This window comes from Pseudomonas sp. PMCC200344 (genome assembly GCF_030053095.1).
Classification (GTDB): Bacteria; Pseudomonadota; Gammaproteobacteria; order Pseudomonadales; family Pseudomonadaceae; genus Aquipseudomonas; species Aquipseudomonas svalbardensis.
The window spans coordinates 5,931,767-5,945,684 of record NZ_CP125618.1; the positions used below are offsets into that span (position 1 = coordinate 5,931,767).

Annotated in this window: 13 protein-coding genes; 10 read left to right on the top strand and 3 right to left on the bottom strand. The window is 59.5% G+C overall.

Annotated elements, in window-relative coordinates; all coding sequences use genetic code 11:
- Nucleotides 1-86: 86 nt before the first annotated feature.
- Complete coding sequence (locus QFW87_RS27260; protein ID WP_283184642.1) at nt 87-1,046, bottom strand: GlxA family transcriptional regulator; 960 nt, start codon at nt 1,044-1,046, stop codon at nt 87-89.
- 193 nt (nt 1,047-1,239) lie between these two features.
- Here QFW87_RS27260 and choX point away from each other — a divergent pair, with 193 nt between their 5' ends.
- The 7 genes from choX to aac(6') all read left to right on the top strand — a co-directional run bounded on the left by choX (nt 1,240) and on the right by aac(6') (nt 7,280).
- Complete coding sequence (choX, locus tag QFW87_RS27265; RefSeq protein ID WP_283189295.1) at nt 1,240-2,184, top strand: choline ABC transporter substrate-binding protein; 945 nt, start codon at nt 1,240-1,242, stop codon at nt 2,182-2,184.
- A 74-nt stretch (nt 2,185-2,258) separates the two neighbouring features.
- A complete protein-coding gene (locus QFW87_RS27270; protein ID WP_283189296.1) occupies nt 2,259-3,146 on the top strand; it encodes a 3-keto-5-aminohexanoate cleavage protein in 888 nt (295 codons plus the stop codon).
- Nucleotides 3,147-3,286: 140 nt separating this feature from the next.
- Nucleotides 3,287-4,252 (top strand): L-carnitine dehydrogenase, encoded by a 966-nt coding sequence (locus tag QFW87_RS27275; protein WP_283181970.1) that lies wholly within the window; start codon nt 3,287-3,289, stop codon nt 4,250-4,252.
- A gap of 227 nt (nt 4,253-4,479) precedes the next feature.
- Nucleotides 4,480-4,956 carry a thioesterase family protein gene (locus QFW87_RS27280; protein WP_283189297.1) on the top strand — a complete coding sequence of 159 codons (477 nt, stop codon included), beginning with the start codon at nt 4,480-4,482 and terminating at the stop codon, nt 4,954-4,956.
- 14 nt (nt 4,957-4,970) lie between these two features.
- A complete protein-coding gene (locus tag QFW87_RS27285) occupies nt 4,971-6,134 on the top strand; it encodes a gamma-butyrobetaine dioxygenase (RefSeq protein WP_283189298.1) in 1,164 nt (387 codons plus the stop codon).
- 383 nt (nt 6,135-6,517) lie between these two features.
- Nucleotides 6,518-6,778: a hypothetical protein gene (locus QFW87_RS27290; RefSeq protein ID WP_283181973.1), complete on the top strand. Its 261-nt coding sequence runs from the start codon at nt 6,518-6,520 to the stop codon at nt 6,776-6,778.
- Nucleotides 6,779-6,833: 55 nt separating this feature from the next.
- Nucleotides 6,834-7,280 carry an aminoglycoside 6'-N-acetyltransferase gene (aac(6'), locus tag QFW87_RS27295; RefSeq protein WP_283189299.1) on the top strand — a complete coding sequence of 149 codons (447 nt, stop codon included), beginning with the start codon at nt 6,834-6,836 and terminating at the stop codon, nt 7,278-7,280.
- On the opposite strand, the gene QFW87_RS27300 is transcribed toward aac(6'), so the two are convergent.
- Both QFW87_RS27300 and QFW87_RS27305 read right to left on the bottom strand, forming a co-directional pair.
- A complete protein-coding gene (locus tag QFW87_RS27300; RefSeq protein WP_046029844.1) occupies nt 7,281-8,384 on the bottom strand; it encodes a GlxA family transcriptional regulator in 1,104 nt (367 codons plus the stop codon).
- A gap of 538 nt (nt 8,385-8,922) precedes the next feature.
- Nucleotides 8,923-10,299, bottom strand: coding sequence for an L-serine ammonia-lyase (locus QFW87_RS27305; RefSeq protein WP_283181976.1), 1,377 nt, complete (start codon nt 10,297-10,299; stop codon nt 8,923-8,925).
- A gap of 435 nt (nt 10,300-10,734) precedes the next feature.
- On the opposite strand from QFW87_RS27305, the gene QFW87_RS27310 reads away from it, so the two are divergent.
- The 3 genes from QFW87_RS27310 (at nt 10,735) to choV (ending at nt 13,769) form a co-directional block, all read left to right on the top strand.
- Nucleotides 10,735-11,682, top strand: coding sequence for a choline ABC transporter substrate-binding protein (locus tag QFW87_RS27310; protein ID WP_283181977.1), 948 nt, complete (start codon nt 10,735-10,737; stop codon nt 11,680-11,682).
- Nucleotides 11,683-11,748: 66 nt separating this feature from the next.
- Nucleotides 11,749-12,594, top strand: coding sequence for a choline ABC transporter permease subunit (gene choW, locus QFW87_RS27315; protein ID WP_282380591.1), 846 nt, complete (start codon nt 11,749-11,751; stop codon nt 12,592-12,594).
- The gene (choV, locus tag QFW87_RS27320; RefSeq protein ID WP_283181978.1) at nt 12,591-13,769 is read left to right on the top strand and encodes a choline ABC transporter ATP-binding protein; all 1,179 of its coding nucleotides are present in this window, start codon (nt 12,591-12,593) and stop codon (nt 13,767-13,769) included. The genes choW and choV overlap by 4 nt, the downstream gene beginning before the upstream one ends.
- Nucleotides 13,770-13,918: the final 149 nt, after the last annotated feature.

Below are 13,918 nucleotides of genomic sequence, written 5' to 3' on the forward strand. Positions count from 1 at the left end.
ATCAGTCGACATCAACTTGAATGACAGACCGCCATCGCGAGCAGGCTCGCTCCCACAGGGTTCTCTGGTGTTGTCAAAACTTAAGTTCAGACCAGCTCCCGCCCATCCCCCAACCGCCTGCGGTCTTCCCGCGGACACCGGGCATATTTGGCCCGATAGCTTCGGGTGAAATACGACGGTGATTCAAACCCGCACGCGATACTCACTTCCAGCACGCTCATATCGGTTTGGCGCAGCAACTGCCGGGCTTTCTCCAGCCGCAAGCGCAGGTAGAAATTGCTTGGCGTGTCGTTCAAATGCAGGCGAAACAATCGCTCCAGTTGCCGCCGAGTCACCTTGATCGATTCAGCCAACTCAAGCGTGCTCAGCGGCGGTTCGCTGTGCTGCTCCATCTCCCCAATCACCTGCACCAGTTTTTTGTTGCTGATGCCATAACGCGTGGCGACTTCCATGCGCTGGTGGTCTTTGCGTGGGCGGATGCGGCCGAGTACGAATTGTTCGCTGACCTGGATCGCCAGTTCCGGGCCGTGGGCCTGACCGATGAGGTCGAGCATCAGGTCGATGGAAGCGGTGCCGCCGGCGGAGGTAATGCGTCGGCGGTCGATCTCGAACAACTCCTGGGTGACGCTGAGCTGCGGATAGGATTCCTTGAACGCGTCGATGGCTTCCCAGTGCAGGGTCAGGCGATGACCGTCGAGCAGGCCGGTTTCGGCGAGCACGAAACTGCCGGTGTCGATGGCGCCGAGGGTCACGCCTTCGTTGTCCAGGCGGCGCAGCCAGTGCTCCAACGCCGGGGTGGCGAATTTCAGCGGTTCGAAACCGGCGACCACCAGCAGGGTTGCACCTTTCTTCAGCGGTTCCAGCGCCGCATCGGCGTTGACCGACATGCCGTTGCTGGCCAGCACCGCCCCGCCGTCCGCGCTGAGCACATGCCAGCGGTACAGCTCGCCCCGAAAGCGATTGGCGACCCGCAGCGGCTCGATGGCCGAGATAAAACCGATGGCCGAGAAACCCGGCATCAACATGAAGTAGAAATCCTGGGACATGGAGCGCACTCGGTTGGCGGGTAGCGTGTTGACGTTGATACGCCAGTTGTCGATGGCATTCAAGAGGACAGGTCGCTGCTGTGCAAGAGCTGGTCGCCGTAGTGCGCTTTAGCGGGCCTTAAGCTGCGTAACTTGGCATCACCGGCGCACAAAGATGCCGGAACCCACAATAACGTCTGCCGAGGAACCTGAGATGAAACGACTGATCAGCAGCTGTGTTCTTGCACTCAGCGGTACCGCTTTCCTGAGCGCCAGCGTCATGGCGGCCGAACCTGCTTCATGCCAGAACGTGCGCATGGGCGTCGTGAACTGGACCGACGTGATCGCCACCAGTGCCATGACCCAAGTCCTGCTCGATGGCCTCGGCTACAACACCAAACAAACCAGCGCATCCCAGCAAATCATCTTCGCCGGGATCCGCGACCAGCGCCTGGACTTGTTCCTGGGCTACTGGAACCCGCTGATGACCCAGACCATCACCCCGTTCGTCGCGGCCAATCAGGTCAAAGTGCTTGAGGCGCCAAGCCTGAAAGACGCCCGCGCCACCCTCGCCGTACCGACTTACCTCGCCGACAAGGGCCTGAAAACCTTTGCCGAAATCGCCAAGTTTGAAAAGGAACTGGGCGGCAAAATCTACGGCATCGAGCCAGGTTCGGGTGCCAACACCCAGATCAAGGCGATGATCGCCAAGAACCAGTTTGGCCTCGGCAAGTTCCAGTTGGTCGAGTCCAGTGAGGCCGGCATGCTCGCGGCGGTGGATCGCGCCGTGCGGCGCAACGAGGCCGTGGTGTTCTTCGGCTGGGCGCCGCATCCGATGAACGTCAACGTGCAGATGACCTACCTCACTGGCAGCGAAGACGCTCTGGGCCCGAACGAAGGCATGGCCACGGTCTGGACCGTCACCGCGCCGAAATACGCCGAGCAATGCCCGAACATCGGTCGCTTGCTGAGCAACCTGACGTACACCGCCGAAGACGAGAGCCGGATGATGCAGCCGCTGCTGGATCACAAGGACGCCTTCGAATCGGCCAAACAATGGCTGAAAGATCACCCGCAAGACAAGCAACGCTGGCTTGAAGGCGTGACCACCTTCGATGGCAAACCCGCCGCTAAAAACCTGCAACTGACGACCAAATAAACCCGATTGAACCACCGACTCGCAGCCCGACCGGGCTGCGAACGGAATCATCACGCTTGCAAGGAACCCGCCTCATGAACCACGACGTCATCATCACCTGCGCACTCACCGGTGCTGGCGACACGACCAGCAAGAGCCCACACGTGCCGGTCACCCCGAAACAAATCGCCGCTGCCGCCGTGGAAGCCGCCAAGGCCGGCGCCACTGTCGTTCACTGCCACGTTCGCAACCCCGAAACCGGCAAATTCAGCCGTGATGTAGCGTTGTATCGCGAAGTGATGGAGCGCATCCGCGAGGCGGACGTCGACATCATCGTCAACCTCACCGCCGGCATGGGCGGCGACCTGGAAATCGGCGCGGGCGAGAACCCGATGGAGTTCGGCCCGAACACCGACCTGGTCGGACCGCTGACCCGTCTGGCTCACGTTGAAGAACTACTGCCGGAAATTTGCACCCTCGATTGCGGCACCCTGAACTTCGGCGACGGCGACACCATTTACGTGTCCACCCCGGCGCAACTTCGTTCCGGCGCGAAGCGAATTCAAGAGCTGGGCGTGAAGGCCGAGCTGGAAATTTTCGACACCGGCCACCTGTGGTTCGCCAAACAGTTGATCAAGGAAGGCCTGCTTGACGACCCGCTGTTCCAACTCTGCCTGGGCATCCCGTGGGGCGCGCCGGCCGACACCACCACCATGAAAGCCATGGTCGACAACCTGCCTGCCAATGCGGTCTGGGCCGGGTTCGGCATCGGTCGCATGCAAATGCCGATGGCTGCACAAGCGGTGCTGCTCGGCGGCAACGTACGGGTCGGTCTGGAAGACAACATCTGGCTGGACAAGGGCGTACTGGCGACCAACGGCCAACTGGTCGAACGCGCCTCGGAAATCCTCAGCCGTCTCGGCGCCCGTGTTCTGACGCCGGCGGAAGGCCGGGCAAAAATGGGCCTGACCAAGCGCGGTTGACCCTCCACACACAAGCCTGTAGGAGCGAGGCTTGCCCGCGAAGAGGCCGGTACATCCGGTGGATTTCTTGCGCCAGGAAAGCCGTCTTCGCGAGCAAGCTTCGCTCCTACAAGATCACCAAATTCTTTTAGGACGTCGCCATGAGCTTTATCACTGAAATCAAAACCTTCGCAGCCCTGGGCAGCGGTGTCATCGGCAGCGGTTGGGTGTCTCGCGCCCTCGCCCACGGCCTCGACGTGGTGGCCTGGGACCCCGCGCCCGGTGCCGAAGCCACGCTGCGCAAACGTGTCGCCAATACCTGGGGCGCGTTGGAGAAACAGGGCCTTGCGCCGGGTGCATCGCAGGATCGGCTGCGCTTTGTCGCAACCATTGAAGAATGCGTTCGCGACGCGGATTTCATTCAGGAAAGCGCCCCTGAGCGTCTGGACCTGAAACTGGAACTGCACAGCAAAATCAGCGCGGCAGCCAAGCCCAATGCCTTGATCGGTTCCAGTACTTCCGGCCTGTTGCCGAGCGAGTTCTACGAGAGTTCGACGCACCCGGAACGCTGCGTCGTCGGGCACCCGTTCAACCCGGTTTACCTGCTGCCGCTGGTGGAAGTGGTTGGCGGCAAAAACACCGCGCCGGAAGCCGTTCAAGCGGCAATGAAAGTCTACGAATCCTTGGGCATGCGTCCGCTGCATGTGCGCAAGGAAGTACCCGGTTTTATCGCTGACCGCTTGCTCGAAGCGTTGTGGCGTGAGGCGCTGCACTTGGTCAACGACGGTGTGGCGACCACCGGTGAGATCGACGATGCGATTCGCTTTGGCGCGGGTCTGCGCTGGTCGTTCATGGGCACGTTCTTGACGTACACCCTGGCGGGTGGCGATGCGGGGATGCGGCACTTCATGGCGCAATTCGGGCCGGCGTTGCAGTTGCCATGGACGTATCTGCCGGCACCGGAGCTGACCGAGAAGTTGATCGATGATGTGGTAGATGGCACCAGCGATCAATTGGGTACGCACAGCATTTCGGCGCTGGAGCGCTATCGTGATGATTGCTTGCTGGCGGTGCTGGAGGCGGTGAAAACTACCAAAGAGAAGCATGGGATGGCGTTTAGCGAATAGTTGCGGTCGGCTTGAGGTTGACCCCTCACCCTAACCCTCTTCCCCAGAGGGTAGAGGGGACTGACCGAGGTGTTTAGTCGAAATACTGCGACCTGCGATATCGGGTCGAACTCAGGATTGAAAAGTACGAAAATCTGCTCCCTTTCCCCTCTCCCCACTGGGGAGAGGGCTGGGGCGAGGGATGGATCTTCAATCAAACACATTCCCACCTGCCGGAACCAAAAATCATGCCTGCCCTAACCACCTACCAAACCAAAATCATCTCCGACTGGGTCGACTACAACGGCCACCTGCGCGATGCCTTTTACCTGCTGATTTTCAGCTACGCCACCGACGCGCTGATGGATCGTCTGGGCATGGACAGCAGCAACCGCGAAGCCAGCGGCAACTCGCTGTTCACCCTCGAACTGCACCTCAATTACCTGCACGAAGTGAAGCTCGACGCCGACGTCGAAGTGCACACCCAAATCATCGGTCACGACAGTAAACGCCTGCACCTCTATCACAGCCTGCATCTGGCGGGGGATGAGAAGGAATTGGCGGGCAACGAGCAAATGCTGCTGCACGTCGACCTCGCCGGGCCGCGCTCCGCACCGTTCAGCGAAGACACCTTGAGCAAGCTGCAAGCCATCGTCGCCGAGCAAACCGACCTTCCCGCCCCCGACTACATTGGCCGAGTGGTCGCGTTACCCCCTAAAAAATAACAAGGAGATCGCCATTGAACACCGCCGCCGCTTTTGCCGACTTCCGTACCTACCCGTTGATCAGCGCGTTGACCGCCGTACACACCCTGGCGGACCGAATTCAAGTGAAGTGGGCCGATGACCGTGTCAGCCCGTTTCATCATCAGTGGTTGCGGGACAACTGCCCGTGCCCGCTGTGCGTCTACACCGTCACCCGCGAGCAAGTGCTGGAAATCGTCGACGTCGCCGAAAACCTAAAGCCTTCGGACGTCAGCATTGATGCCGAAGGCTGCCTGCGTGTGGACTGGCAAGACGGCCATCTCAGCCGCTTCAATCCTGGCTGGTTACGGGCCCACGCCTACGATGACGAGTCCCGCGCCGAACGCCGGGCATCCAAGCCAAAAAGCCAGCTCTGGAACAGCAACCTGAAGCTGCCGGTGTTCGACTACCAAGCGTTAATGAACGACAACGACGCCTTGCTGCAATGGCTGCTGGCCGTGCGCGATGTCGGCCTGACTCAGGTCCGCGGTGTGCCCACCGAGCCGGGCTCGTTGAAGTTGATTGCCCAGCGGATTTCCTTCATCCGCGAGAGCAATTTTGGCGTGCTGTTCAACGTGCAATCCAAGGCCGATGCCGACAGCAATGCCTACACCGCTTTCAACCTGCCGCTGCACAGCGATTTGCCGACCCGGGAGTTGCAACCGGGGCTGCAATTTCTGCATTGCCTAGTGAATGACGCCGAGGGTGGCGAGAGTATTTTCGTCGACGGTTTTGCCATTGCCGAAGCCTTGCGCGATGAAGATCCCGAGGCGTTCAAAAGCCTTTGCGAAATCCCTGTGGAGTTCCGCAACAAAGACCGCCACAGCGACTACCGCCGTCTCGCGCCGATCATCGCGCTGGATGCCTTTGGGCAGGTTTCGGAAATCCGCTTGGCGAATTTTCTGCGCGGTCCGTTCGATGCGTCGGTCGAGCAGATGCCCGCTCTCTATCACGCGTACCGCCACTTTATTGCAATGACCCGGGAACCGCGATTCCGGGTGATGACGCGGTTAAATCCCGGCGAAATGTGGTGTTTCGACAACCGCCGCACCCTCCACGCCCGCAACGCCTTCGACCCCGCCACCGGCGCCCGGCATTTGCAGGGTTGCTATGTCGACCGTGATGAATTGTTGTCGCGCATCCTCGTGTTGCAGCGTTAAACCGCGTCATCGTTCATCGCGAGCAGGCTCGCTCCCACATTGGTTTTGCGTCGTGCACAAATCAACTGTGGGAGCGAGCCTGCTCGCGATGGCGCGTCTGCACAGGCAACACAAAAAACCCTGATTCACAGGCAAAAAAAGCCCCAATCAAGCCGTGACAGGATCGGGGCAGAGGTGGGTACTGTTGAGGAGCCGTTGCGCGAGGGTGACCAAACCTTCGTGAAGCCAGCTGACTCCAGTGTGCCCACTCTCCCCTCTGGCAAGTTAGCCGAAAACGACCTGTTCATAGGTATCGCGGCCATTGCGACAAATCGTCCTTGCCGCCACTCCGTACCCCTACGAGAATCGAACCACGACACCGTTCCCTGAAGAAGGATTGCGTCATGATGTACGCCGATTTGATTGACCAGGAAGACCTGTTGGGCCAGCTCAAGGCGTTGGGATTTGCAGTGCCCCCTGGCGCAACCGCTGAGCAGGCCTGCGAATGTGCGGTACGGGGTTTGAACAACGAACGGGCAACGGAACTGCGCACGATGGTCAAGCAGATGTACACCAGCAGCGCGACCATCCTGCCCGCCGTGCGCCAGGCCATTGATAAGCAGTTGTTACCGGCATTGGCGGAGTATCAGCAGAGTCGCGTCTGAGGTGTCGGGGGTTTGCTAGAGTAGTGGCCTTCCTGCCCACCACGAGCGAGCGCTGATGTTCCGTATCCAACACTGCCAGTCCGACGAACAAGCGGGCTGGCTGCCTTTGCGCCAGGCGCTCTGGCCCGATGCTTCGGAAAAGGAGCATCGGGACGAAATCGCCCAGCAGCTAAGCGAGCCGCAACGCTATATCAACTTTGTCGCCTACGACAGCCAGGAGCACCCCGTCGGTCTGGCCGAAGCCTCGTTGCGTCGCGACTACGTCAATGGCACCGACAGCTCGCCGGTGATGTATCTGGAAGGTATCTACGTGGTGCCGCAGCAGCGCCGGCATGGAGTGGCCGCACGACTGATCGAACAGGTGGCGCACTGGGGACGAGCACAGGGCTGCCTGGAGATGGCCTCCGACACGAGCCTCGACAATCTGCCGAGCCAGGAGACGCACAAGGCGCTTGGCTTCGAGGAAACCGAGCGCGTCGTATTTTTCAAACGCCCGCTATGACTAGAGACGAACGCTGGCGAACGTCGACTCGTTACGCGCCTGACTCAACGCCGACAACGGCCCGGACAACGGCGACAGCACCAGTGCTTGCGGCAGCGGCATCATCGCCACTTGTTGCGTGGTGTTGGAACCTACGCGTTCGTCACGCGGCGGAATGCCGAAGTATTCGCGGTAGCACTTGGAGAAGTGCGGCGTAGACACGAATCCACACACCGACGCCACTTCGATGATCGACATCGGCGTTTGCTTGAGCAACTGCCGGGCGCGAATCAAGCGCAGTTTCAGGTAGTAACGCGATGGCGAGCAGTGCAGGTATTTCTGGAACAGCCGCTCCAGCTGACGACGCGACACGGCGACATACACCGCCAGCTCGTCGAGGTCGATCGGCTCTTCGAGGTTGGCCTCCATCAGCGCGACGATTTCCTGCAACTTCGGCTGGTTGGTGCCGAGCATGTGCTTGAGCGGCACGCGCTGGTGATCCTGCTCGTTGCGGATGCGCTCGTAGACGAACATTTCCGAGATCGCGGCCGACAGTTCACGGCCATGATCGCGACTGATCAGGTGCAGCATCATGTCCAGCGGCGCGGTGCCTCCGGAGCTGGTGAAACGGTTACGGTCGAGGGTGAACAGACGGGTACTCATGGCCACACGCGGGAAAGCTTCCTGCATCGAGGCCAGGCATTCCCAGTGCACGCTGCAATCGAAACCATCCAGCAGGCCGGCGCACGCCAGGGCCCAGCTGCCGGTGCAGACTGCGCCGAGACGACGTGACTGACGCGCCTGGCTTTGCAGCCACGAAACGTGTTCACGGGTAACAGTGCGCTGGATGCCGATACCGCCGCAGACAATGATGGTGTCCAGGGCAGGTGCTTTGTGCATGGAGCAGTCGGGAGTGATCTGCAGGCCATCACTGGCCCAGACCTGACCGCCGTCGACTGTGATCGTGGTCCAGCGATACAGCTCACGACCGGACAACTGGTTGGCCATGCGCAGGGGTTCTACTGCGGAGGCCAGAGAAATAAGCGTGAAATTGTCCAGCAGCAAAAAGCCGATGGATTGAGGCGCACGGTTCTGGGGTTGAGCCCCGGAGTTGAACGTCGTCATCGCGGTATCTCCTCACACAAAGCGGGTGATGGCCTCAGGCGGAGGCTCTTGTTATTGCCATCGTTCTCGCGTGGGAGACGGGCTTTGTAATGACAGAGCAAATGCCATGCCTAAAGTTGAATGGCCGTTCAATAACTCCTGAAAACGACGTCGCGCCGCGTCTATATAAGCCGCGCCGCGAGTGGGGGTTATAAGTGCCATTATCGGCGGGAGGCGCTCTGCCCCGTTGGGCGTGAGCAAATCGGTAGCACTTGTGGGAACAGGGCTACAGCGACCTGGTGAAGAGTGTCACCGCAAGCGCAGGTGACAGGCGGTAATGGCCAACCTGGATCCCGGATCTCGGGCAAGTCGCTTATCTGTAAGCGACGCGCCAAAACGTGGCGCGTTTTGAATCGAGTGTTCACTTAGTGCGCAGTTTTGACTGGTCTGACGTTATCGCGAGCAAGCTTGCTCCTACAGAAGCTCGGCGTGCCCATATTTCGTGATCGACATTAAACCTGTAGGAGCAAAGCTTGCTCGCGATGGGATCAACTCGGTCTCAGCACTCAACCGCGCTAACCGCCAACCCACCGCGCGATGTCTCTTTATATTTGTCATGCATATCGGCGCCAGTATCACGCATCGTGCGGATCACCCGATCCAGCGAGATAAAGTGCTGACCATCGCCACGCAGCGCCATCTGCGCCGCGTTGATCGCTTTCACCGCGGCAATCGCGTTGCGCTCGATGCACGGCACTTGCACCAGCCCGCCCACCGGGTCGCAGGTCAGGCCGAGGTTGTGTTCCAGACCGATTTCCGCCGCGTTGCACAGCTGCTCCGGTGTGGCGCCGAGGATCTCCGCCAACCCGGCCGCCGCCATGGCACAGGCCGAACCGACTTCGCCCTGGCAACCGACTTCGGCACCGGAAATCGAAGCGTTTTTCTTGCACAGAATCCCTACCGCCGCCGCACTGAGGAAATAGTCGACGACGTTGGCGTCAGTCACCACCTCGCTGAACTTCATAAAGTAGTGCAGCACCGCCGGAATGATCCCCGCCGCGCCATTGGTCGGTGCAGTCACCATGCGCCCGCCAGCGGCGTTTTCTTCGTTGACCGCCAGGGCGAACAGGTTGACCCACTCCATGGCACTTAATGTCGAACCGATGACATTGGGTTTACCCAATTCTTGCAGGCTGCGATGCAACTTGGCTGCGCGACGGCGCACATTCAGTCCGCCGGGCAAGATGCCTTCGTGCTTGAGGCCTTGTTCGACGCAATCCTGCATGGCGCGCCAGAGTGTCATCAGGCCAGCGCGGATTTCCTCTTCGCTGCGCCAGACCTTCTCGTTGGCCATCATCAACTCTGCAACGCGCAAGTTGTGCTGCTTGCAGAGGCTAAGCAGTTCGACGGCGCTGGAAAAATCGTACGGCAGCACGGTGCGGTCCAGATCGACCACGCCGCTGGAAGCCTGTGCCTCATCAACGACAAAACCGCCGCCGATGGAATAGTAGGTGTCGCGATGCAGCTCGCCGTCATCGCCTTCGACGATCAGCGTCATGGCGTTGGGGTGGAACGGCAGGTTCTCGTCGATCAGGCGCATGTCCCGGGCCCAGATGAACGGGACCGACAAACGACCGTCGAGCAACAGCGTGTGGGTTTCGCGCAGGGTTTCGATGCGAATGCCGATTTGCGACGGATCGATCGCGTCCGGCCACTCGCCCATCAGGCCCATGATCACCGCGTTGTCGCTGCCGTGACCGATGCCGGTGGCCGACAACGAACCATAGAGCTGAACTTCGACGCGCCGTACTTGTTCCAAAAGACCCTGCTCACGCAAACCTTGCACGAACAACGCCGCGGCGCGCATCGGTCCCACGGTGTGCGAACTGGAAGGGCCGATGCCGATTTTGAACAGGTCGAAAACACTGATAGCCATTACTGCCGAACTCCTGGATGTGCCAACTCCAGACGCCAAAGCGCCCAGTGACGGAGCTGCTACGCTCAAGCTGCAATCCGCCGAGATGGCCGCATCATCAGGCTTTTGTCATGTCGTTCGACGTCTCACACCGACGCACTCATGCCCACCAACGCCGCGAGCCATCAGCGCTACGTTTTCACGTTTTTTTTACGGTCAGAAGGAGCATAAAACGCTGAAAATAGCTGTAAGCGACGTCAGCGACACTGGATGCGACCATCCCTGTACTGGTTACGACGCACCCTGTAGGCGTCAGATTTTCACTGGTACATGATCGTATCGACTCGATTGCAAGGCGCCGTGGTAGAGATGTCTCCAAAACGCCATCCAACCGCAACCTATAAGTGCGGTGGTCCAGTCGGAACACTGCCAAAAAAAACACCAAGGAGTCCATCCATGAAAGGTTCCCCGTCGTTGTTGTTGGCCGCCATGCTGAGTCTGCCGTTTCTGGCTCAAGCCGCCGAACCGGCTCAATGCAGCACCGTAAACTTCTCCGATGTCGGCTGGACTGACATTACTGTCACCACCGCCACCACCAGCGTCGTCCTCGATGCCCTCGGCTACAAGACCAAAACCACGATGATTTCCGTACCGGTGACCTACAAGTCCCTGGCCGACGGCAAGAACATGGACGTATTTCTGGGTAACTGGATGCCGACCATGGAAAACGACATCAAGGCCTACCGCGATGCCGGCACCGTGGACACCCTGCGCGCCAACCTGGAAAACGCAAAATACACACTCGCCGTCCCGGAAGAGTTGTATAACAAAGGTCTTAAAGATTTCGCCGACATCGCCAAGTTCAAGAAAGAACTCGACGGCAAGATCTATGGCATCGAACCAGGCAACGACGGCAACCGCCTGATCCAGAGCATGATCGACAAGAACGCCTTCGGCTTGAAAGACGCCGGCTTCAAGGTGGTCGAGTCCAGCGAGGCAGGCATGCTCTCGCAAGTCGATCGCGCCCAGCGCCGCAACACCGCCGTGGTGTTCCTGGGCTGGGAACCACACCCGATGAACACGCGTTTCAAGATGAAGTACCTGACCGGCGGTGACGACTATTTCGGCCCGAACTTCGGCCAGGCAACCATCTACACCAACACCCGCAAGGGCTATGCGCAGGAATGCAGCAACGTCGGTCAGTTGCTGAAAAACCTGCAGTTCACGCTGGACATGGAAAGCACCCTGATGGGCAACGTCCTGGACGACAAAATGAAGCCTGACGCGGCCGCCAAGGCCTGGCTGAAAAAGAATCCACAGGTCCTCGATACCTGGCTCGCTGGCGTGACCACCATTGACGGTAAACCAGGCCTGGAGGCCGTGAAAGCCAAGCTCGCGCAGTAATCGCTTACGCCGGGCGATCCAGGTCGCCCGGGCTGTTAATTTCCTTGCATGCGGACGTTCACTACCATGCTGATTGATCAGAAAATACCTTTAGGCCAGTACATCGCGGGCTTCGTTGAATGGTTGACGCAACACGGCGCCAACACCTTCGACGCAATCGCCGTGTCGCTGGAAACGATGATCCACGGCGTGACTTTTGCGCTGACCTGGTTCAACCCGCTGGCATTGATCGGCCTCATCGCGCTACTGGCACACTTCATTCAACGAAAATGGGGCCTGACCGTTTTTGTCATCGCCTCCTTCCTGCTGATCCTCAATCTGGGGTACTGGCAGGAAACCATGGAAACCCTTGCCCAGGTGTTGTTCGCCACCCTGGTCTGCGTGGTCATCGGCGTGCCGTTGGGCATCGTCGCCGCGCATAAACCGATGTTTTACACACTGATGCGTCCGGTGCTCGATCTGATGCAGACCGTGCCGACCTTCGTGTACCTCATTCCTACCCTGACCCTCTTCGGTCTGGGTGTGGTCCCGGGCCTGATTTCTACGGTGGTGTTCGCGATTGCCGCACCTATCCGCCTGACTTACCTGGGTATCCGTGATGTTCCCGCAGAATTGATGGACGCCGGCAAAGCCTTCGGCTGCTCGCGCCGTCAACTGCTCGCACGCATCGAACTGCCCTACGCCATGCCAAGCATCGCGGCCGGTATCACCCAGTGCATCATGCTGTCGTTGTCGATGGTGGTGATCGCGGCACTGGTGGGCGCCGACGGCTTGGGCAAACCCGTGGTCAACGCACTGAACACTGCTGATATCGCCCTGGGCTTCGAAGCCGGCCTGGCGATCGTATTGCTGGCGATCATGCTCGACCGTATCTGCAAACAACCCGAAGCCAAAGTAGGGGGTGACGCATGAGCATTATTCGCTTCGAAGACGTCGACGTAATCTTCTCCAAAGACCCGCGCGAGGCCTTGAAACTTCTCGATCAGGGCATGACCCGCGACCAGATCCTGAAAAAGACCGGACAGATTGTCGGCGTCGAAAAGGCCAGCCTGGACGTCGAAAAGGGTGAAATCTGCGTGCTGATGGGCCTGTCCGGCTCCGGCAAGTCCAGCCTGCTGCGCTGCATCAACGGCCTCAACACCGTCAGCCGCGGCAAGCTGTTCGTCGAGCACGAAGGCAAGCAGATCGACATCGCTTCCTGCACCCCGGCGGAACTGAAAATGATGCGCACCAAGCGCATTGCGATGGTGTTCCAGAAGTTCGCCCTGATGCCTTGGCTGACCGTTCGCGAGAACATCAGCTTCGGTCTTGAAATGCAGGGTCGTCCGGAGAAGGAACGGAAAAAACTGGTCGATGAAAAACTTGAGCTGGTGGGCCTGACCCAGTGGCGCAACAAGAAGCCGGACGAGCTCTCCGGTGGTATGCAGCAACGTGTGGGCCTGGCCCGCGCGCTGGCGATGGATGCCGACATTCTGCTGATGGACGAACCGTTCTCGGCGCTCGATCCGCTGATCCGCCAGGGCCTGCAAGACGAACTGCTGGAACTGCAAAGCAAGCTGAACAAAACCATCGTGTTCGTGAGCCACGACCTCGATGAAGCCCTGAAGCTCGGCAGCCGTATCGCGATCATGAAAGACGGCCGGATCGTCCAGTACAGCAAGCCGGAAGAGATCGTGTTGAACCCTGCGGACGATTACGTGCGGACCTTCGTCGCCCACACCAATCCGCTGAACGTACTGTGCGGTCGCAGCCTGATGCGCACCCTGGACAACTGCAAACGCATCAACGGTTCGGTATGCCTCGATCCGGGCGGCGACTCCTGGCTGGACCTGGCCGAAGGCAACACCATCAAAGGCGCACGCCAGAACGGCGCGAGCCTGGACCTGCAGAACTGGATTCCCGGGCAAGCGGTTGAAGGGTTGGGTCGTCGGCCGACACTGGTGGACTCGAACATCGGCATGCGCGACGCGCTGCAGATTCGATATCAGACGGGTAATAAGCTGGTGCTGCACGACAACAACAAAGTTGTCGGGATTCTGGGGGACAGTGAGCTGTATCACGCACTGCTCGGCAAGAATCTGGGGTAAGGCAACACACACAAAAACGCCGCGAGAGGATCGCGGCGTTTTTGTTAGTGCAAATATTCAGCTGTAAACGCGGACCACGGTGGTTAGGGGATTCTGTGGCGAGGGGATTTATCCCCGTTCGGCTGCGCAGCAGTCGTAAAGATTTTGGG

Coding starts and splice junctions, on each gene's coding strand:
- QFW87_RS27280 (WP_283189297.1), top strand. CDS start 4,480: ATGCCTGCCCTAACCACCTACCAAACCAAAATCATCTCCGACTGGGTC.
- QFW87_RS27310 (WP_283181977.1), top strand. CDS start 10,735: ATGAAAGGTTCCCCGTCGTTGTTGTTGGCCGCCATGCTGAGTCTGCCG.
- QFW87_RS27300 (WP_046029844.1), bottom strand. CDS start 8,384: ATGACGACGTTCAACTCCGGGGCTCAACCCCAGAACCGTGCGCCTCAA.
- choX (WP_283189295.1), top strand. CDS start 1,240: ATGAAACGACTGATCAGCAGCTGTGTTCTTGCACTCAGCGGTACCGCT.
- QFW87_RS27275 (WP_283181970.1), top strand. CDS start 3,287: ATGAGCTTTATCACTGAAATCAAAACCTTCGCAGCCCTGGGCAGCGGT.
- choW (WP_282380591.1), top strand. CDS start 11,749: ATGCTGATTGATCAGAAAATACCTTTAGGCCAGTACATCGCGGGCTTC.
- QFW87_RS27305 (WP_283181976.1), bottom strand. CDS start 10,299: ATGGCTATCAGTGTTTTCGACCTGTTCAAAATCGGCATCGGCCCTTCC.
- QFW87_RS27260 (WP_283184642.1), bottom strand. CDS start 1,046: ATGTCCCAGGATTTCTACTTCATGTTGATGCCGGGTTTCTCGGCCATC.
- QFW87_RS27270 (WP_283189296.1), top strand. CDS start 2,259: ATGAACCACGACGTCATCATCACCTGCGCACTCACCGGTGCTGGCGAC.
- choV (WP_283181978.1), top strand. CDS start 12,591: ATGAGCATTATTCGCTTCGAAGACGTCGACGTAATCTTCTCCAAAGAC.
- QFW87_RS27290 (WP_283181973.1), top strand. CDS start 6,518: ATGATGTACGCCGATTTGATTGACCAGGAAGACCTGTTGGGCCAGCTC.